At 45.4% G+C, this 19025-nt stretch carries 17 protein-coding genes and 1 pseudogene; 10 read left to right on the top strand and 8 right to left on the bottom strand.

Features of this window, described 5'->3' with window-relative positions:
* The first annotated feature begins 288 nt into the window (after positions 1-288).
* From AC1IR0_RS11780 to AC1IR0_RS11800, 5 genes are read left to right on the top strand one after another with little or no spacing between them, the layout of a single operon-like run.
* Positions 289-1107 (top strand): ABC transporter ATP-binding protein, encoded by an 819-nt coding sequence (locus tag AC1IR0_RS11780; RefSeq protein ID WP_409666488.1) that lies wholly within the window; start codon positions 289-291, stop codon positions 1105-1107.
* Positions 1104-1883, top strand: a complete 780-nt coding sequence (gene mlaE / locus AC1IR0_RS11785; protein ID WP_005248230.1) for a lipid asymmetry maintenance ABC transporter permease subunit MlaE — start codon at positions 1104-1106, stop codon at positions 1881-1883. The genes AC1IR0_RS11780 and mlaE overlap by 4 nt, the downstream gene beginning before the upstream one ends.
* Complete coding sequence (gene mlaD / locus AC1IR0_RS11790) at positions 1883-2560, top strand: outer membrane lipid asymmetry maintenance protein MlaD (RefSeq protein ID WP_184412729.1); 678 nt, start codon at positions 1883-1885, stop codon at positions 2558-2560. The genes mlaE and mlaD overlap by 1 nt, the downstream gene beginning before the upstream one ends.
* An 18-nt stretch (positions 2561-2578) precedes the next feature.
* On the top strand, positions 2579-3217 hold the full coding sequence (locus AC1IR0_RS11795) for an MlaC/ttg2D family ABC transporter substrate-binding protein (protein WP_174894180.1): 639 nt from the start codon (positions 2579-2581) through the stop codon (positions 3215-3217).
* Between the two features lie 15 nt (positions 3218-3232).
* Positions 3233-3523, top strand: coding sequence for an STAS domain-containing protein (locus tag AC1IR0_RS11800; RefSeq protein ID WP_409666491.1), 291 nt, complete (start codon positions 3233-3235; stop codon positions 3521-3523).
* A 245-nt stretch (positions 3524-3768) separates the two neighbouring features.
* Here AC1IR0_RS11800 and AC1IR0_RS11805 read toward each other — a convergent pair whose 3' ends face one another.
* Entirely contained in the window at positions 3769-4782 is a 1014-nt protein-coding gene (locus AC1IR0_RS11805; RefSeq protein ID WP_004732304.1) for a CorA family divalent cation transporter, read from the bottom strand.
* A 152-nt stretch (positions 4783-4934) separates the two neighbouring features.
* Here AC1IR0_RS11805 and AC1IR0_RS11810 point away from each other — a divergent pair, with 152 nt between their 5' ends.
* Both AC1IR0_RS11810 and AC1IR0_RS11815 read left to right on the top strand, forming a co-directional pair.
* On the top strand, positions 4935-5525 hold the full coding sequence (locus AC1IR0_RS11810) for an LOG family protein (RefSeq protein WP_004732303.1): 591 nt from the start codon (positions 4935-4937) through the stop codon (positions 5523-5525).
* A 30-nt stretch (positions 5526-5555) separates the two neighbouring features.
* On the top strand, positions 5556-5957 hold the full coding sequence (locus AC1IR0_RS11815) for an NUDIX hydrolase (protein ID WP_004732301.1): 402 nt from the start codon (positions 5556-5558) through the stop codon (positions 5955-5957).
* 4 nt (positions 5958-5961) lie between these two features.
* Here AC1IR0_RS11815 and AC1IR0_RS11820 read toward each other — a convergent pair whose 3' ends face one another.
* Complete coding sequence (locus AC1IR0_RS11820) at positions 5962-6597, bottom strand: ComF family protein (protein WP_005101225.1); 636 nt, start codon at positions 6595-6597, stop codon at positions 5962-5964.
* Positions 6584-8629, bottom strand: coding sequence for an ATP-dependent DNA helicase RecG (gene recG / locus AC1IR0_RS11825; protein ID WP_409666495.1), 2046 nt, complete (start codon positions 8627-8629; stop codon positions 6584-6586). The genes AC1IR0_RS11820 and recG overlap by 14 nt, the downstream gene beginning before the upstream one ends.
* A gap of 33 nt (positions 8630-8662) precedes the next feature.
* On the opposite strand from recG, the gene AC1IR0_RS11830 reads away from it, so the two are divergent.
* Positions 8663-9478, top strand: coding sequence for an NAD(P)H-binding protein (locus AC1IR0_RS11830; protein ID WP_409666497.1), 816 nt, complete (start codon positions 8663-8665; stop codon positions 9476-9478).
* 236 nt (positions 9479-9714) lie between these two features.
* Here AC1IR0_RS11830 and plsB read toward each other — a convergent pair whose 3' ends face one another.
* Positions 9715-12282, bottom strand: a complete 2568-nt coding sequence (plsB, locus tag AC1IR0_RS11835; protein WP_479741416.1) for a glycerol-3-phosphate 1-O-acyltransferase PlsB — start codon at positions 12280-12282, stop codon at positions 9715-9717.
* Between the two features lie 282 nt (positions 12283-12564).
* Between plsB and AC1IR0_RS11840 the strand changes: the two genes are divergently transcribed.
* Both AC1IR0_RS11840 and AC1IR0_RS11845 read left to right on the top strand, forming a co-directional pair.
* Positions 12565-13437, top strand: coding sequence for an acyl-CoA thioesterase (locus AC1IR0_RS11840; RefSeq protein WP_004645045.1), 873 nt, complete (start codon positions 12565-12567; stop codon positions 13435-13437).
* A gap of 173 nt (positions 13438-13610) precedes the next feature.
* Positions 13611-14858, top strand: coding sequence for a dicarboxylate/amino acid:cation symporter (locus AC1IR0_RS11845; RefSeq protein WP_409666501.1), 1248 nt, complete (start codon positions 13611-13613; stop codon positions 14856-14858).
* 275 nt (positions 14859-15133) lie between these two features.
* On the opposite strand, the pseudogene yihA reads toward AC1IR0_RS11845, so the two are convergent.
* The 4 genes and pseudogenes from yihA to AC1IR0_RS11865 form a co-directional block, all read right to left on the bottom strand.
* A pseudogene (gene yihA / locus AC1IR0_RS11850) lies at positions 15134-15910 on the bottom strand (ribosome biogenesis GTP-binding protein YihA/YsxC); the annotation flags it as partial.
* Positions 15911-16015: 105 nt separating this feature from the next.
* Positions 16016-16456, bottom strand: a complete 441-nt coding sequence (locus AC1IR0_RS11855; RefSeq protein ID WP_004732285.1) for an RrF2 family transcriptional regulator — start codon at positions 16454-16456, stop codon at positions 16016-16018.
* Between the two features lie 97 nt (positions 16457-16553).
* Positions 16554-17315, bottom strand: coding sequence for a globin domain-containing protein (locus AC1IR0_RS11860; RefSeq protein ID WP_004281516.1), 762 nt, complete (start codon positions 17313-17315; stop codon positions 16554-16556).
* Between the two features lie 153 nt (positions 17316-17468).
* Positions 17469-19019, bottom strand: a complete 1551-nt coding sequence (locus AC1IR0_RS11865; RefSeq protein WP_479741417.1) for a helicase HerA-like domain-containing protein — start codon at positions 19017-19019, stop codon at positions 17469-17471.
* Positions 19020-19025: the final 6 nt, after the last annotated feature.

Genomic DNA, 19025 nt, shown 5'->3' on the forward strand with positions numbered 1-19025 from the left:
TTATTAATAGGAAAAGCTTAGCTCTTCGATCTCAATTGATAGAGGTGTATATGCCATATATCGCATTGACTTTGATTTTATGTAATATTATCTATTATTTATACAGTCTTTTTAATTAATCAATGTATTCTGCTCAAGCTTAAGTACATATTTTTATTATAAAAAATACGAAATAACCCATTATTGTTATTTTTTTATGATATCAAACCACCTTTTTCAACTGCTAACATTTTGAACTTCGTTCCTTTATAGTATGCATGCTGAAAAAATGCAGGAATAAACTCAGCTATGAAAAATCAAACAGCGCGAGATACTCAATCTCTGATTGAAGTCAAGAATCTGAGCTTCAAGAGGGGTGAGCGCGTGATTTATGACGACGTGAGTTTAAATATTCGTCGTGGGCAGATTACCGCCATTATGGGGCCATCCGGTACTGGTAAAACCACTTTATTAAGACTGATTGGTGGGCAGCTGGTTCCTGAGCATGGTCAGGTTTTATTGGACGGCAAAGATATTGCCTCGATGTCACGTTCCGAACTTTTTTCAGCACGTGCACGGATGGGTATGTTGTTTCAGAGCGGTGCTTTGTTTACCGATATGAGCGTGTATGAAAATGTCGCATTTCCGATTCGGGCACATACCAAATTGCCGGAACATCTGATTAAGGAAATCGTGGCACTGAAGCTGGAATCAGTCGGTTTACGTGGTGCAGAACAGATGATGCCATCTGAACTATCCGGTGGTATGAACCGACGCGTGGCTTTGGCCCGTGCGATTGCGCTAGATCCTGAGCTGATCATGTACGATGAACCGTTTGCCGGACAGGATCCGATTGTGATGGGCGTTTTGACTCGTCTGATCCGTTCATTACGTGAAGCACTGGACTTGACCACGATTATTGTCTCGCATGATGTTGCAGAAACTTTATCGATTGCGGACTACATTTATGTGGTGGCAGAAGGCAAAATTCAGGGCGAGGGCACACCAGCAGAGCTGAAAGCGCATCCGTCTGCTTTTGTACAGCAATTCCTGACCGGTTCGGTAGAAGGTCCGGTGGATTATCAGTTTAGTCATCAAGCTTATTTAAGTGATGAGGTTCGTTCATGAATGCAATTGCCGCATTAGGTAGACGCGTTATTGAACGTGTACAGGGGATTGGGGTCGCGACCCTGATGCTGTTGCAGATTTTATTTTCCATGCCGACCTGGCTTGGCGTAAAGCTGTTTGTTTATCAGATGTATCGGGTTGGGGTATTGTCCCTGCTGATTATTGTGGTTTCTGGCCTGTTTATTGGTGCCGTGCTTGGTTTGCAGATGTTTAGCATCTTGTCGACCTTTGGTAGTGAGTCGATGCTAGGAACAGCGGTCGCGTTGACCTTGCTGCGTGAACTGGCACCTGTGGTCGCTGCTTTGCTATTTGCAGGACGTGCCGGTTCAGCCTTGACTGCGGAAATTGGCCTGATGAAAGCTACTGAACAATTGTCCAGTATGGAAATGATCGGTGTCGATCCATTGAAGCGGGTGATTTCGCCGCGTCTTTGGGCGGGGATTTTCAGCTTGCCCATGCTCTCGGTCATCTTCGCCGCAGTCGGTATTATGGGCGGTAAAATGGTCGGTGTCGATTTTTTGGGTGCCGATGAGGGTGCGTATTGGAGCGGCATGGAAAGCAGTGTGCAATTTTATAAAGATGTCTTGAATGGCACTATTATTAAAAGTTTTGTATTCGCATTAATTTGTACCTGGATTGCGGTATATCAAGGCTATGCCTGTGTACCAACATCGGAAGGTATTGCAACTTCTACAACCCGTACAGTCGTATATTCTTCACTGTGCGTTTTAGGCTTTGATTTTGTGTTGACTGCGGTCATGTTCGGAGGTGTTTAATGAAATCACGTACTAGTGAGCTGGCCGTTGGTGTTTTTGTTATTTTGTTCGGGATTGCCCTGTTCTTTTTGGCGATGCGTGTCAGTGGACTGGTGGGAAGCAATATTTCCGACAGCTATAAAATGACGGCAACGTTTGAAAATGTAAATGGCATCAAGCCACGTGCCAAAGTCGCTTTAAGTGGCGTGAAAGTAGGACAGGTCGATGACATTACCTTAGATCCTGTAACGCGTCTGGCAACCGTGCATATGACCCTGGATGGCTCATTGACCTCTTTTAATACTGAACAATTAAAACAAGTTCAGCAGGAAGCACTGGAAGAGTTACGTTATAGTTCGGACTATACTGCGGCTGCACCTGCGCAACAAAAAGACATGGAAAAACAACTGTTAGATAACATGAACTCCATCACCAATATTGATGAAGATGCTTATATTATGGTAGCGACCAATGGGTTGTTGGGTGAAAAATACCTGAAAATTATTCCAGGTGGTGGTCTGAACTATTTGAAACGCGGTGATCAGATTGCCAATACCCAAGGCACCATGGAAATTGAAGATTTAGTGACGAAATTCATTACTGGCGGTGCCGGTAAATCGTCGGATAGTCAAGAAACTGCCCCAGAACAGGCGACAGTTTCAGAATCGACTGATGCAGAACCTGTATTTGTTGAATAATAGATTGAGGAGATTTCAGTGAAGACTTTAGTAAAACAAACGCTTGCAGCAAGCATTCTTTCAACAATGATTGCTGGTACAGTGTTTGCTGCACCGTCTGAAGCACCACCTGTTTTTATTAAAAAAGTGGCAGATGGTTTGATTGAGCGCCTCAAAGCTGATAACGCAAAATTGCAGAACAATCCAGCGCTGGTAAAAGCGATTGTCCGCCAGAATCTGGATCCATACATTGATTCACAGTCTTTCACGCGTATTGTGATGGGGACTTATGCGACGAACCAGTATAGTACTGCTGCACAGCGCGCGCAGTTTGAAAAGAATTTCCGTGAAACGCTCATTGAAAATTATGGTTCTGCATTTTCCAAGTTCAGCAATCAAACCTATAGCGTGCGTCCGTACAAGGCTAGCAATAGCAAAAATCCTGTTGTAACCATCGACTTTAATAATAAAGGCGAGAAAATTCCAGTGGCGTTCCAGCTGGTGGACAAAGGTTCACAATGGAAAATCCGCAACATCAACGTATCGGGTATCGATCTAGGTTTGCAATTCCGTAACCAGTTTGCTGCGACAGTCAAACGTAATGGCGGTAATATAGATAAAGCCATTGCTAACTTCAAACCGGATGCAGAAGCTGCAATCGACAAGAACAAGAAATAATCAGATAGGTGAGCCGTGATTGTATTCAAGGATCAGGAATTGCAGGTTTCAGGCAAGATTGACTATGCCAATGCGCAGGACTATTACCTAAATGGTCTGCGTGTGGTTCAGTCACAGAGCAATTTTCCGCTTGTGGTTAATCTAGCTGGGCTTGAAAGTGGTAGTACTTTGGCTTTGGCAGTATTGGTGCGCTGGTTGCGCCAGACGCCTCAAGCGCAAGGACTACAGTTTAAAGCTGTCCCTGCTAAAATGATGAATATCATTCAGGCCTGTCATTTACAGGATGATTTACAGATCATTCAGTAAATAAAAAAAGCACCGAAAGGTGCTTTTTTTTTATTGTTGACACATTTTAAAAGTAAAGTCCTTCCTTTATCAAAAGGACGTTAGGAAGGATTAAAATATGACCTCACCCTAACCCTCTCCTAAAAGGAGAGGGAACTTCCTCTCTAAATTTATGGATAGAAATGATATTTTTAAAAACTACTATCTCAATAAATATTGGAAGTCCTCTCTCCCTATGGGAGAGAGTTAGAGAGAGGGTGAAGAAATTAAATCCACTTCTTCCATCTAAAGTAAATCAATGGCCCGATCAAAAAGCCGATCAAAATAATACTGACCATAATGAAGCTCATGGAGCCTTGTGCAAAAGGCAGAACTTCGGTATTCATGCCATAAATACTGGCAATGAGCATCGGCGGTGCAAGCATACTTGGCAGGATCGAGAATCGACGAATCGTATCGTTCTGTTCCGTGTTAATGAATCCGGACGTGGTATCGAGCAGGAAGCGCACTTTCTGGAACAGGAAGGCATCATGCTCCACCAGCGAGCGGACATCTTCACTGAGTTCTCGGATATCCGCATCATAAATATGACTGCCCAAGGCGCGTGGACGAGACAGGAAAGTCAGAACACGACGTAAATCGATCAGACAGAGCTGCGCTTTACCAAGCATATCTTCCAGTTGAGCTAGCCGGGTAATCATGTCATCCAGATCGAGAATCTGCTCGCGATGGCGGTTATTCAACACTTCAGTTGAATATTTCTCTAAATCTTTATGTACATCTTCCAGAATGTCGGCCAGCTCATCCAGTTTGGCTTCGAGCAGGCCCAATAAAATCCAGGTCGGATCTTTATAATCGATTTCATAATCATTGCGGCGCGCACGGGCACGGAAGGCACGAAAGGCCACCAGCTTTTCGCCACGCAAGGTAAAAAGACGGTCCTTATGCAGAATGAATGCTACGGTTTGTACCGTCGCCAGCATGCTGGATTCATCTTCGTTTTCATTCTCGACCTGATAGTTTTTATTTTTGGTTAAAAAATAGGTGCTGATATGCAAAATACCGTCATCATCACGGTAAAATCGGGCACTAGAGGAGATATCTTCCAGCGATTTTAAGGTCGGTAAGTTTTGCGCATAGGCATCTAGAATCCATTGCTGCTCTTCTTGTGAAGGTGCAATCAGATCAAGCCATACTAAATCTGGATGCAGGTCGAAATCACCATTAATCGTGATATCTTCTAAGCTACCGCGCTCTGTGGCGTAAAAGGCTTCAAGCATGCTGTCTTTTCTCCCTGGCGCAGTATGTGAATTGGAATGGGTGTATTTTAGACAAGGAATTGAATAAAAACACTGATATTAAGCAGTTATTTTTGGAAAAAGCGCGCTTGCAGCGATTTCGTACAATATAGCGTCAATTGGAGAGTGAAATGATGAATTCTATTGCAATTTTTTGTGGTTCAGCACTGGGCTCGGATCCTCTCTATGCCCAGATTGCCGAAAAGGTTGGCCAAACCTTGGCAGCAAGGCATCAGACGCTGGTCTATGGCGGTGGTCGTTCTGGCTTGATGGGAATTATCGCTGATAGTGCTTTGGCTGCTGGTGGCAAGGTGATTGGCGTAATTCCAAGACAGCTGGTCAATCGTGAGCTGGCGCATCCGCATATTACCGAGCTATTTGTGGTCGATAATATGCATGAACGTAAAACCCGCATGTCGGAACTGGCACAGGGATTTATTGCCATTCCGGGTGGTGCTGGAACCCTGGAAGAAATTTTTGAACAATGGACCTGGGCACAGTTGGGAATTCATAAAAAGCCTTGTGCTTTTTTAAATGTAGATGGTTTTTACGATGATTTACTCAAATTTATCCATATGACGACTGAGAAAGGTTTTACCAAAGCGCGCTTTAGCGATGCTTTAATTGTGAGTGATAATCTGGATGATATTTTGCGCCAGTTTGAAAGTTATCAGCCGCCTGAAGCGAAATGGGGTATGGTCGATCAGACCGATCTTGTAAAATAAGCTGTCCACAGCATGATTTGTAGAAAATAAATGAAAGTGATTACGGTGGCTGCAGCCATTATTTTAAATGAAGCGCAGCAACTGCTGGTGGTTCGTAAAAAAGGGACGTCCTGCTTTATGCAGGTTGGTGGCAAGCTGGAGCCAAATGAAGCACCAGAAGCAACGATGTTGCGTGAAATTCAGGAAGAAATTGGCACACAGGCACAGATTCAGCAATTCATTGGGCGTTTTGAAACCCAGACGGCGAATGAACCAGATCATCAACTGGTGAGTTATGTCTATTGGGTAAGTCTGGATCAAGCACCAAAAATTGAAGCGGAAATTGCCGAAATGAAATGGGTCGATCTGGATGAAAAAGAGCTACGACTCGCACCCTTGACCACTGAAATTGTGATTCCTTGGGTGAAGTCGCAGTTACTCGCCCAAGCTTAAATTTTCAGATTTGAGCACCTGCCAGACAGGCTGCATAAACTTTTTGACAGCCCAGTTGTTCAAGTGTTTGGCTCAGTGCTCGAATCGAGCTGCCGGTCGTCACCACATCATCAATAATCAGCACCCGACGGTAACGCAGCTTGGAAATGGTACTGATCTGGAATTGTGATTGGATGTCTTCAATCCGCTCCAGCCGGCTTAGGCCCTTTTGCGAGTGTTGTTTCATTCGTCGAACAGGTTGCCAGATGGGTACATTCAACTGTTTTGCCACATGTTTGGCCAGCACTAGAGATTGATTATAACCGCGCTCAGCCAGACGCTCATTCGAGATCGGCATCGGTACTATCGCACTGACTTTAGGTAGGTCTAAACTTAACAGCACACCTGCCAGTAAATTTTGCAAATGCAGCTTCTGTTCATATTTAAACAGTTGAATCAGCCGGTCCATCGGGTAAGCATAGTCGCAGGCAATCTGGAACTGCATTTCCTGCCGTTGAATGGTTTGATGTGCCCAGGGTAATTGTCGCCAGCAATCTTCACAGACTGAATGAATGGACTGATGATCGGTCAGACAGAGCTGGCAGGGCTGTAAGCGGGTCAGCCAGGATTTTCCATGTTGCAGTAATTTAAACATAGGCATAGCGCGGTGCTTCCGGTAGCCAGCGTTGCAATAATGCTTCGGCTTGATCAGGATAATCCTTGAGCATCTGCTGGGCCACATAATGTGCCTGATTGAGCAGGTGATCATCACGTTCCAGTTTGGCCACACGGAAATTCATGTCGCCAGTCTGTTTGGTCCCGAGTAGTTCTCCCGGCCCACGCAATTCTAGGTCTTTCTCGGCAATCATAAAACCATCATTGGTTTCACGCATGATTCTTAAGCGTTCCTGACCATTTTGCGAGAGCGGATGTTTGTACAGTAGGGCACAGAAACTGGCTTTGGCGCCACGGCCGACCCGACCGCGTAGCTGATGCAGTTGAGATAAGCCCAGACGCTCGGCATTTTCAATCACCATAATGGAGGCATTTGGTACATCGACGCCGACTTCGATCACGGTGGTAGCAATCAGCAGCTGTAATTCATTATTTTTAAACTGCTGCATTACCGCCTGTTTTTCATCGGCTTTCATCTTGCCATGTACCAGTCCGATATTCAGCGCAGGAAAGCGCTCGCGAATTTCAGCGAAAGTGGCTTCTGCAGCTTGGGCATCTAAAGTTTCGGACTGTTCTACCAGTGTACACACCCAGTAGGCCTGCTTGCCTTCAGCACAGTTGCTGGCAATCCGTTGCAAGACTTCTTCGCGCCGGTCTAATGGAATGGTCACGGTCTGAATCGGGGTACGGCCCGGCGGCAGCTCATCAATCACAGAGGTATCCAGATCACCATAGGCAGACATGGCCAGTGTGCGTGGAATCGGAGTCGCTGTCATCACCAGTTGATGCGGTGACATACCATCTAGCCCTTTATTTCTGAGAGCAAGGCGCTGATCTACACCAAAGCGATGCTGTTCATCAATAATCACCAGACCCAGTTTGGCAAACTCGACATTTTCCTGAAACAGGGCATGAGTCCCGATGACCAGATGAGCGCTGCCATCCCGAATCAGCTGCTCTGCTGCTGCGCGCGCTTTACCTTTCTGCTTGCCGGAAAGCCAGGCTACATTTAAGCCTAAAGGTTCAAACCAGCGTTTAAAGTTCAGATAATGCTGCTCGGCCAGAATCTCGGTCGGTGCCATCAATGCCACTTGCCAGCCTTCTTCCAGTGCATGGCAGGCAGCTACACCGGCCACCAGTGTTTTACCCGCGCCGACATCGCCCTGAACCAGACGTAACATCGGCTTATTTGTTTTTAAGTCCTGCGCAATTTCTCTGGATACACGTTTTTGCGCACCGGTCATTTCAAAAGCCAGACTGGCCAGTAACCGTTTGGCATAGGTCTGACTTGGCGCAAATGAAGGTGCTTCGACCTGCTGGATGAAGGCGCGTCGGGTCAATAAACTGATCTGATGCGCTACCAGTTCTTCAAAGATCAAGCGTTGCTGTGCAGGATGTGAGCCTTGTGCCAGCTGCAGCATATTGGCATTGACTGGCGGGTGATGGATATATTCCAGTGCCTGTTTCAGTGCATAACCGTTACTAAATTTTGCTGGCAGCAATTCAGGCAGATGATCGCTGTATTGAGCCAAGGCCTGCTGAATATAGTCCCGTATTTTTGGTTGGGTCAGGCCTTCAGTCGCCGGATAAATTGCCGTGAGCTGGGTTTGAGGTAAAGGTGTGTCCTCAGTAATGACTTGCAGTTCGGGATGATACATTTCCAGACCGCGCGCACCAACCCGCACTTCACCAAAAATTCTTAAACGGTTACCCAGTTTGCAGCGGTCGGTAATGCCTTTATAAATATGATAAAAACGTAAAGTGACTTTGCCAAAATCATCATCCAGCAGCACAGCCATGGATTTGCGTTTGCCAGGGGGGAAATCCACGCCTTTGACGATGCCTTCCAGCAGATAGCTGCGTCCCACGCTCAATTGATTCATAGGAATGATCGTGCTACGGTCTTCATAGTCACGTGGTAGATGAAAAAGCAAATCATCAGTATTGAAGATATTTAGTTTTTCGAGTAATGCAGCGGCGGCATTGCCAACGCCTTGTAACTGATGGACTGCAGCCATGTCCCCTCAACCAGATTTGTGATTCGGTGCTCAATGCATATTTTATTTATCGGTTATGGTAAAACATCCCGACGTGTGGCTAAACAACTATTTGAGCAAGGTCATCAAATTAGCACAATTAGCCAGAGTCCCAAAACAGATTCATTCGCAACTCATCTGATTCAGGATGTGCATCAACTGGATTTAACTGCAGTTACTCCAATTGACTGGGTCTATGTATTACTTAGTCCAAAACAAAGTACGGTTGAAGGCTATCAGCAGACTTATCTGGATTCGGTTCAACCTATTGTGGCTGCCTTGAAACAGCATCCGGTGAAACGGATTGTGGTGGTGTCATCGACACGAGTGTATGGGCAAGATGCCGGTGAAATCGTAGATGACGAAACTGAAATTTACCCAATTGATGCTCAGGGCACAATCTTACAGCAGATGGAGCAGGCTTATTTCGCTGCTTATCCTGAGCAATGTACGATCATTCGTCCAAGTGGGATTTATGGAGCATCGGTAGAACGCTTACAAAAAATGGCTGCCTCGATGACGAGTTATCCGAATCTGCACTGGTCCAATCGGATTCATATTGAAGATTTATCACGTTTTTTATCACAGATGATTCACGTGGAACATCCTGAAACTTCTTATATTGTGACCAACAACGATCCAAAATTATTGCATAAAATATTGCAATGGTTCCAACAGCAGATAGGGCTTCCTTTGCTTAAGGTGGAAAGTGAGCAGGTCACGGGTAAAAAGCTTTATGCGACCCGAATGCAAAAAATGGGATTTGAATTAAAACATCTGGACTGTTATGAGGATTATTTGGAGTTGATGAGGAAAAATAATCCCTTCTAACCTCCCTTTAAAAAGGGAAGAATCCCCCTCCTTTTCAAAGGAGGGTTAGGGGAGGATTTTATCTAGAACCACCTCTCCCTAATCCTCACTTGCGCTTCGTTTTAAAAGCCGTGCTTTAAAACTCGCTCAGGAGAGGGAATGCTATATTTAAATAATGGCATTAGCTTCTCAGTTTTCACTTCTTATAAATTCTTAAATAAAAAAGAGAGGCCTTAGCCTCTCTTTTTTATTTAATCTTACTTCTTTTTCCGCTTCGCACGTTTCTTGGCTTGTTCTGCCGCAACTGCATCCAGGGCTTCTTTAAGTTCTTCATCGGTAAAGGCGGTAATGTGATGCAGCATCTGCAATTTCACTTCGTCCAATACCAGATCGGCATATTTCGCTACATTGGTCAGCTGTTCATCAAAGACAATCGCATTGTCTTCATTGGTACACAGATAACCTTTCTGGGTTAATACTTTAATGAAGCTCTGGAACAGGGCTTTATCGAAGAATTCAGGCGAATTGAACTCGTATAGTACAGACAGACGCTGACCAACTAAATAGCTCAGCTCTTCCACCTGACGGGTTGAAATATTGCCTGAATCACGCTGGGTAATCAGTGCCAAAGTCATGTAATAACGCTCCAGACTTTGGGTCACTGGGGCAGCCAGAACTTCGAGCTGATGATGCGCTTCAGTATTCGGTGCAGGTGCAATCAGGTTTTCGCCATCTTGCGTGATCAGTTTTGAAGAAATCAGGTTATCAATATGGGCATTGACCTGATTTTGAATCTCATCTTCATGCCATTTTAAAAATAGCTCAGCTTTGAGGAACGGATACAGGGTGCTGCTGATATTGACCACATCATGACGGCGGATGGTGCCGTTATGTTCAGTCAGGGCTGCAATCAGGGATGGCAGTATAAAAGTATGCACAATATTATTACGGAAATAGGTCAGCAGAACCGCCTGATTATCTTCAATCGCAATAATATCGCCCAGTACATGCTTGACCCGTTTGATCAGTTTCAGCTTCATTGCATAGGCAATTATTTCTTTGCCTGACAGCGGTGTAACCTGCATGCGTTCATCATAAGGCAGGGCGGTGAGCAAGGTGCGATAGGTATCCAGCTGTTTGATACAGATTTCTTCATCCAGCGTATGTTTTGGCGTGGCCAGCAAGATTAAAGATAATAACGATACCGGATTGATCACCACCGCACTGTTGATATTTTCCAGAATAGCCTGTGCAGAGCTATTCACCGCGTCAGAAACCGCTTGTGGAACCGGATCATCATTCTTTTCGATCTTGATATTTTCTGCACCATGCTGTTTCAGGATATCATCCAGAAATACCGGTTTACCGAAGTTCAGGTGCACCTTGCCAAAAATGCGTTCAATCTTGCGCAGGGTTTTCAAAATACCAAAAATAGACTCGGCTTCTTTTGGCTTGCCACTCATCTCACCGACATAGGTACCACCTTCCATTAGGCGTTCATAGCCGATATAGGTCGGTACAAATACAATCGGTTTGGACTTGCCACGTAAATGACCATGCACGGTCATTGCCAGCATCCCGGTTTTTGGCGGTAGCAAACGACCGGTACGTGAACGGCCACCTTCAATAAAATATTCCAGCGGGGTATTACGTGACAGGACGCTATACAGATATTCTTTAAAGACCGTGGTATAGAGCGCGTTGCCGCGGAAGGTACGGCGAATAAAGAAGGCACCACCACCGCGTAAAATCTGACCGACAAAAGGCATATTCAGGTTATCGCCCGCAGCGATATACGGCACCATCAAGCCACGACGATAGATCACATAAGACAATAACAAATAGTCGATGTGACTGCGGTGACATGGGGTATAGACAATTTCATAATCCTTGGCCAGTTCACGCACGGTACTGAAATTATGCACTTCCACACCATCATAAAGCTGGGTCCATAAGCGGGTCAGGGCTTTATCGGCAAAACGTACGGTAGAATGAGAATAATCGGAAACGATTTCGTTCAGATAACCGATGGCACGACGTTCAGATTCCAGCATCGAGATTTTGCTACGAATACTGTCATTGCGAATCGCTGCCTGTACATCTGGTGACTTGATCAGGCCATGCATGACATTACGGCGGTCGGACAGATCCGGCCCGAGAATGACTTCGCGCTGACCATCCAGGTAATCATTTAAAGTGCTGACAATATAGGTGGCCGGCGCTGAATTTGGATACGTCTCTTTAGCAAAGTTAATCAAGGTGCGTAAAGACTGCGATTCATGGAACTCTAAATAAGACTGGCGACCATGCAGGCCGATATTGACCAGTTGTTTGACCCGGCTTGGCGTAGACCAGGTATCGGTAAATAAAAGCTTAAACCAGGAATCTTCTTTCTCCGGTTCACGTCCCCAAAGTACTGTTACCGGTACCAGTTCGACATCCAGTTCAGGATGCTGTTCCAGGATTTCAATCAGGCGTAACAGGCGCGGCGGGAAAGCATGCGGTGGTGAGCTGAGCAGATTATTTTCATCATGATGCTGTAAAAACAGTACTGATGCTTTTTCCTTACTGTTACCGAGTTGCATTGGATCAAGTGCAGCCGGCAATTTTAAGCGGCGCGTTTCTGCATCGACAACCAGTGCATTACTACGTGAATGGTTCTGTAAAACGTAGCAGACCAGCTTTTGCGATTCTGCTGCAGTCTGATCAGATTTAGGTGCTGTCACTTCACTTGGTACTTCCCCAAGAACATGAGGGGTAACCACAAGATCAAGTAACTTACTTGAAAGCTTGCGATACATTTGACCAAAGCCATTCTTGGACATAGCTGCTCCTAATTTTACTGACCAAAACCACAGGACTTCTGAGGGAATTTATTTTGCGGGTTTCTAAAGCGAAACAATATATCTTTTTTTAACAACTTCAACAGAAGTGCTTCAATTTTAGCGTGAAAGCAGGTGCTTTTCCTAGTCACTTATGACATCAGTATGACAGAACAGTCATGCAAACTTTAGAGTTTCGGTCTGATTTTGTGGCAGAATATTCCAGATCAATTATTTAGATCCGTTTTTCCATTTTGGATATCTCCAATATTAGATAGGTTGCTTATGAATGCCTTAACACAGGAACTGGTCGAGCTGCTCAGCTTAGAAAAGTTAGAAGAAAACATTTTCCGGGGAATCAGCCGGAATCTGGTGGGCAAGCGCGTGTTCGGTGGGCAGGTTTTAGGGCAGGCACTACGCGCCGCGTCTTATACCACAGACCGTCCAGCACATTCATTACATGCCTATTTTCTGTTTGGCGGGGATGTCAATGCACCGATTATTTATGAAGTGGATCGTATCCGTGACGGCAAGAGCTTTGTCAGCCGTCAGGTGCGCGCTATTCAGCATGGCCGTACCATTTTCATGTGTATGGTGTCTTTCGCGCATCAGGAAGAGGGCCTGAATTACCAGATTTCAGAGCCTGAATATCCACCGGCAGAAAGCCTGAAAAATGAAGCAGAGCTGATCAAGCAGATTATTGAGTTTATTCCGGAAAATGTTCGTGCATCTTTCACTCGTGATCGTCATGTAGAAATTCGTCCGGTCAATCCGCAAAATCCATTCCAGCCTCAACCTGAAGCACCGTCTTATGCGCACTATATCCGTACGCATGACCGTATTGCTGCAGAAGTCGATCAGATCTCCTTGCATCAGGCCATTGCTGCTTTCTATTCTGACTTTACCTTGATGACCACGGCGCTTCGTCCACATGGTCTGAGTTATATTTCGCCAAGCTTACAATGTGCCAGTATTGACCATGCCATGTACTTCCATAAACCATTCCGTGCGGATGAATGGATGCTTTACGATATGGATGCCACCCAGAGCGCCAGTTCGCGCGGCCTGAATTTTGGCCGGATGTGGCAGAACGGCGAGCTGGTCTGCAGTACCTCTCAGGAAGGTCTGATCCGCTTACGTGAAATCGAAACACAATAAGTTTGTAGTCTGTCAAAAAGCCGAATCCTAGATTGGGTTTTTTGTTTTTAAGCCGGATTAAAAAGGCCATTTGATGCCATGCTTCAACCATGCGTTTATAAAATATTACTCGATTCTATAGACACTGCATGGCATAGTGCGGCTTAAGATCAATATTAAAAATGCATGAAAAGATGAGCTTAAATACGCAAATTTTAATTGCCGCCGTATTGGGGGTGCTGTTTGGATTTCTATTGACGATATTTCCGCAGACCTCATTTTTTGATATCAGCTTATATGGCATCGGCATCGTCAGCAGTATTTTTATTGGCTTGTTAAAAATGCTGTTAGTGCCGCTGATTTTTAGCTCGATCGTGGTCGGCGTATCCAATCTGCAGGCGGGTGGGCAGCTAAGCCGCACCTGGAAAATTACCCTGATGTGCTGTGTGACCACCACTACCTTGGCACTTATTTTAGGTCTGGCGTGTGCGCATCTGTTTGATGTCGGTAAGGGTGTTGATGTGCTGATGTTCCAAGATGCCATGGCGCAACATCAAACACCGGATACGCTTACGCCATCTTCTTTCTTTACCAACTTTATTCAGAATACCCTGATCAATCCGTTTAAAGCATTTGCCGATGGGAATGTCTTGGCGGTGGTAGTCTTTGCCTTATTTGTGGGTGTAGCACTAGTCGCAGGTGGAGATAAATTCCGTACTGTGCGCAAGCTGAGTCACCAGTTTTTTGAAATCATGATGTTGATGATTAGCTGGGTGATGAAACTGGCACCGCTCGGTATTTTTGCCTTATTGGCTAAATTAATTGCCACTGAAGATGTTTCAGTTCTCAGTCGTCTGGCTGAATTCGCTGCGGTAGTCACCGGTACGACGATTTTTCATGGCATCGTGGTTTTGCCTTTATTGCTGTGGATTTTCGGCAAGATGGATCCGGTCACGTTCTTTAAAGGCACACGTGCTGCCTTGATTACTGCCTTTGCCACCAGTTCCAGTTCGGCCACCATGCCCTTGTCGATGAAATGCGCGCAGGAAAATTTAGGGGTACGTCCACATACTGCAGGCTTTGTGATTCCACTTGGTACACAGTTGAATATGGATGGTACGGCGCTGTATGAAGCAGCTGCAGCTCTGTTTATTGCCAATTTAATGGGGCTGGATCTGAGTCTGGGGCAGCAACTGGTGGTCTGTGCAACTGCGATGATTGCATCCTTAGGTGCACCGGGAATTCCGAGTGCCGGTATGGTGACCATGATTATGGTCTTGCAATCGGTTGGTTTACCTGCCGAGGCGATTGCCATTCTTTTACCGATCGACCGTTTACTGGATACCGTACGTACAATGGTGAATGTTCAGGGAGATATGATGATCAGCGTGGTGGTGGACCGGCATACGCGTGAACCCGATCTTCAAGCTACAGATAGCTAAAACATTTAAAAAAATAAAAAAGCAGGTATTTGACCTGCTTTTTTATTTGTACGTTGAGTTTTAATAAATCAAGAATGATCACAGATCATTTAGGTGATATGGTCTTAATCCGCTGAACGCTTATTCTGATTTAGCTCATCTGCCGCTTTAAGCTCGGATTGATCCTGCTCAAGCAATTCCAGCGGTTCTTCAGCTTCATTTAAATCATGAGTCGATACTTCAGCATGCTCAGAATCAGCTTCACTAAGCTCGAGCTCTTCAAGCGGTTCATCAGATTCATTCAAATCATGCGCTGATGCTTCCGGAATGCTGTCCAGATCATATTCAGATGCTTGATCTAAGGTAAAGTTCAAACGGCCACCCATGACGCTGGCCAGTTCTTCTAAACCTTGTTTGTTCATGGAGGAAAACAGTTGAATCGAGAAATCCAGCTTCATCTTTTTCAATGCCGCTTTGACTTCCTGCAAGGCTTTGGATGCAGGACCACGGTTTAGTTTGTCAGATTTGGTCAATAACACATGCACGAACAACTGGCGGGAATAAGCCCATTCCAGCATCATTACATCAAAGTGTTGCAGGGGATGACGGATATCCATCAACAATACCAGGCCTTGCAAGCTTTGACGGTGAATCAGGTAATTTTCCAGTTCTTTTTGCCAGACCAGTTTCATTTTTTCAGGCACAGCCGCATAACCATAACCGGGTAAGTCGACCAGACGCTGATCCGGATTACCCAGGCTGAAAAAGTTGATCATCTGGGTACGGCCAGGTTTTTTCGATGCACGTGCCAACTGTTTCTGGTTGGTCAGGGCATTAATCGCACTAGACTTACCCGCATTCGAGCGGCCGGCAAAAGCAATTTCATAGCCTGTATCTTCTACACAAAGACTGAGTTTGGGTGCACTCATTAAAAATTCGGCTTTGCGTAGCCAGTTGAGTGCGCGCACAGAATATTCAGTAATGGCAGAATCAACTTTTTTCTCGTAGCTGATCTTTTGCTTAGGCGCATGGGCTGTCTTACTGTTTTTGGATTTTCCTCTGCTGTGGTGCATAACTCAACTTCAATAAATGATCTACAATGAAACATTATAAAGGAAGTCGCACAGGCAAGCGAACTTTGCCGCAAGAATAAGTCACAAGACCTGACCCGGAAGACTTTAAAGATTAATCAGGCCGATCGGAGAATTTGTACTGAAACGCGCATTTCGTGGCCTAATCACATCTTTAAGCACATATTGGTCCAGACTGCTATAAAACTGTTCCACCGCATCATCTAAAATACCTTTTAAACCACAGGTCGGACGTAATACGCAGGGTGGGCTATTGCATTCCACTACATTGCTGTCGCGTTGCAGGATCCGCACAATCTGTCCCAGCTGGAGGTTCAGGCTGGCCGGATTTAAACGTATGCCGCCACCTTTACCACGTGTGGTAATCAGCCACTCCTGTTTCGCCATAAAATGCACGATTTTCATGGCATGATTTTGTGAAACCTGTAATCGCTCAGCAAGTTCTGCAATGGTATAGGGGAGATCACGTGGCTGTGCGACATACATCAGAATCCGAAGCGCATAGTCAGTGAATTTATTGAGTTGCATAACGTCAACAGCTAGAAAATGAAAGAATTGAATGTTAAAAGCTCCACGAATGGAGCTTTTAATCAGAATCTGATGCTAGTCTAAACCGTTTTTGCAATTAAAGCTTGAGCGGGGCAGACACTTCAACTACATCACCAACTTTGTAGTGGTCGATCAGTGTCTGTGCAACCGAGAATGCGGTTGGATTTTCTTCCGCTTTCACAGTAATTTGATATTGCTCGTTTTGAGCCTGATCAAAGCTAAACTGTTGTGGTTGACGAATGTGCTGTTCAGGCACCTGTACACGTACTGAAATATGTTCACCGGCTTCAGCACTTGCAATCGCTGCACCATCTTTAGCTTTAAGTGTAAAGATTTTACCTGCGTCGGTATCATTGACTGCTGCTACTTCAAATTCGCGCCAGCCCGCCCAGCCACCATTTTCAGAAGCTAGGGTGGCATATTTAGATTTTTCCACACCAATCAAAATATCTGCCAGTTGCATATACGCTTCTTTCCAGGCTGCAATCAGGTCTGAGTCCATGGGTACATCTAAAACTTCGCTGATCGAGTGCAACAGATTCTCACCGACAATCGCATATTGATCCGGTTGAATATCCAGGCTGACATGTTTAGTGGTAATGCGTTCGATGGCTTTGGCCAAAACGCCCGGATTGGTAATGTTTTCGGCATAGGCAAGTACTGCGGCAGCCAAGGCACGTGGTTGACGGCCAGTACTTTGATGATCCATGTTGAAGGTGTTTTTCAACTCTGGATGGTTTTTCAGCATGCGGTTATAGAAATACGTGGTAAGTGCTACGCCGTTTTCACGTAAAACAGGAACAGTCGCTTGTACAAGTTCAATATGTTGTGGAGTCATGAGAGCCGTCTACAGGTGTTTTTTAAAAGATGTATTTAAATTACATCTTTTAAAATGGCTTTACAATAGCGCATAGTCATAAAACCATAAAAAAATTACGGGATATAAAAATATCCCATAAAAAGTGTGATGATGATCGGAAAAGGAGGGGGATTATTTGCGGCCAAACAGCGAACCCAGTAAGCCGCGCACAATTTTCTGCCCAGTACTCCCGCCCAGGCTACGGGCAGCACTTTTGGCAAAGGTGCCGACAATATCCTGAGTCAGTTTTTCTCGTTGCTTGGCTGCGCGTTCAGCTTCTTTTTGCTGTTCTCGTGCCAGACGTTCCTGTTCTTTAATTTGCTGCTTGGCAAGAGCTTCCTGTTCCTTGCTTTGCTGTTTGGCAAGTTCGGCGGCCTGAGCCTGTTGCTGGCGTTCTGCGACCTTGTTTTGCAGCATTTCATGGGCGCTATCCCGATCGACTGGCTGCTCATAAATACCGGCGACAATACTTTGCTGCATGAGAGCCTTGCGTTCTTCAAGCGAGATCGGTGTAAAGGATGAATGCGGCGGCATGACCCAGCCACGCTCTACTATTTGCGGAATGCCTTTTTCATCCAGGCAGCTAATTAGGGCTTCACCGACAGCAAGTTCGGTAATCACCTGATCGACTTTAAATTCAGGATTGGCTCGGAAAGTCTCTGCTGCGGTTTTCACTGCTTTTTGATCTTTGGGAGTGAAAGCCCGCAAAGCATGTTGAACCCGATTGCCGAGCTGGCCTAAGACACTTTCAGGTAAGTCCAACGGATTTTGCGTGACAAAATAAATCCCTACACCTTTCGAGCGAATTAGACGCACCACCTGCTCAATTTTTTCTTGCAGGGCAGGGCTGGCATTATCAAATAAGAGATGGGCTTCATCAAAGAAAAACACCAGTTTAGGTTTGTCCAGATCGCCGACTTCGGGAAGCTGTTCAAACAGCTCGGAGAGCATCCAGAGTAAGAACGTGGCATATAGCTTAGGCGTATTCATCAGCTTGTCAGCCGCCAACAAATTGATATTGCCACGGCCCTGACTATCCGTCTGCAAAAAGTCCATCAGATCCAGCGCCGGTTCGCCAAAAAACTGGTCACCGCCTTGGTCAGCTAGTGCCAATAAATTACGTTGAATCGCACCGAGACTGGCGGGAGATAAATTGCCATATTCAGCTTTAAACTCAGCCGCATGCTCAGAGATATAACTCAGCATCGCTTTTAGGTCTTTAAAGTCGATCAGTAATAAACCCTGATCATCGGCAATCCGAAACACGGCAGATAAAACACCTTCCTGAGTGTCATTCAGATTCAGCATTTGAGCAAGCAGCAACGGACCAATTTCAGAAATGGTAGTGCGAATCGGATGACCCTGTTCGCCAAATAAATCCCAAAACACCACTGGTGAGGCTGCAAAAGGAATGGACTCGATATTGAGACTTTTAATCCGTTCATCAAACTTGGGGCTGCTTTCACCTGCTTTGGCCAGGCTGGACACATCGCCTTTGGCATCGGCGAGGAAAACAGGCACACCAATTCGAGAAAAGCTCTCCGCCAATACTTTTAAAGTCACAGTCTTTCCGGTACCAGTGGCACCTGCAATCAAGCCATGTCGATTGGCAAGTTGGGAATGCAGCACAATATCCTGTGTGGTATCCGCAGTTTTTTTAGCAATAACAATTGGTCTACCCATAGCTTT

Source organism: Acinetobacter sp. 129952, assembly GCF_056642055.1.

What these genes read in the sequence shown, in the direction of transcription:
- AC1IR0_RS11820 (WP_005101225.1), bottom strand. Translation starts at nt 6,597, where the DNA reads ATGCCTATGTTTAAATTACTGCAACATGGAAAATCCTGGCTGACCCGC.
- AC1IR0_RS11840 (WP_004645045.1), top strand. Translation starts at nt 12,565, where the DNA reads ATGAATGCCTTAACACAGGAACTGGTCGAGCTGCTCAGCTTAGAAAAG.
- AC1IR0_RS11830 (WP_409666497.1), top strand. Translation starts at nt 8,663, where the DNA reads ATGCATATTTTATTTATCGGTTATGGTAAAACATCCCGACGTGTGGCT.
- recG (WP_409666495.1), bottom strand. Translation starts at nt 8,629, where the DNA reads ATGGCTGCAGTCCATCAGTTACAAGGCGTTGGCAATGCCGCCGCTGCA.
- AC1IR0_RS11805 (WP_004732304.1), bottom strand. Translation starts at nt 4,782, where the DNA reads ATGCTTGAAGCCTTTTACGCCACAGAGCGCGGTAGCTTAGAAGATATC.
- mlaD (WP_184412729.1), top strand. Translation starts at nt 1,883, where the DNA reads ATGAAATCACGTACTAGTGAGCTGGCCGTTGGTGTTTTTGTTATTTTG.
- AC1IR0_RS11865 (WP_479741417.1), bottom strand. Translation starts at nt 19,019, where the DNA reads ATGGGTAGACCAATTGTTATTGCTAAAAAAACTGCGGATACCACACAG.
- AC1IR0_RS11845 (WP_409666501.1), top strand. Translation starts at nt 13,611, where the DNA reads ATGAGCTTAAATACGCAAATTTTAATTGCCGCCGTATTGGGGGTGCTG.
- AC1IR0_RS11815 (WP_004732301.1), top strand. Translation starts at nt 5,556, where the DNA reads ATGAAAGTGATTACGGTGGCTGCAGCCATTATTTTAAATGAAGCGCAG.
- plsB (WP_479741416.1), bottom strand. Translation starts at nt 12,282, where the DNA reads ATGTCCAAGAATGGCTTTGGTCAAATGTATCGCAAGCTTTCAAGTAAG.
- AC1IR0_RS11780 (WP_409666488.1), top strand. Translation starts at nt 289, where the DNA reads ATGAAAAATCAAACAGCGCGAGATACTCAATCTCTGATTGAAGTCAAG.
- AC1IR0_RS11855 (WP_004732285.1), bottom strand. Translation starts at nt 16,456, where the DNA reads ATGCAACTCAATAAATTCACTGACTATGCGCTTCGGATTCTGATGTAT.
- mlaE (WP_005248230.1), top strand. Translation starts at nt 1,104, where the DNA reads ATGAATGCAATTGCCGCATTAGGTAGACGCGTTATTGAACGTGTACAG.
- AC1IR0_RS11810 (WP_004732303.1), top strand. Translation starts at nt 4,935, where the DNA reads ATGAATTCTATTGCAATTTTTTGTGGTTCAGCACTGGGCTCGGATCCT.
- AC1IR0_RS11860 (WP_004281516.1), bottom strand. Translation starts at nt 17,315, where the DNA reads ATGACTCCACAACATATTGAACTTGTACAAGCGACTGTTCCTGTTTTA.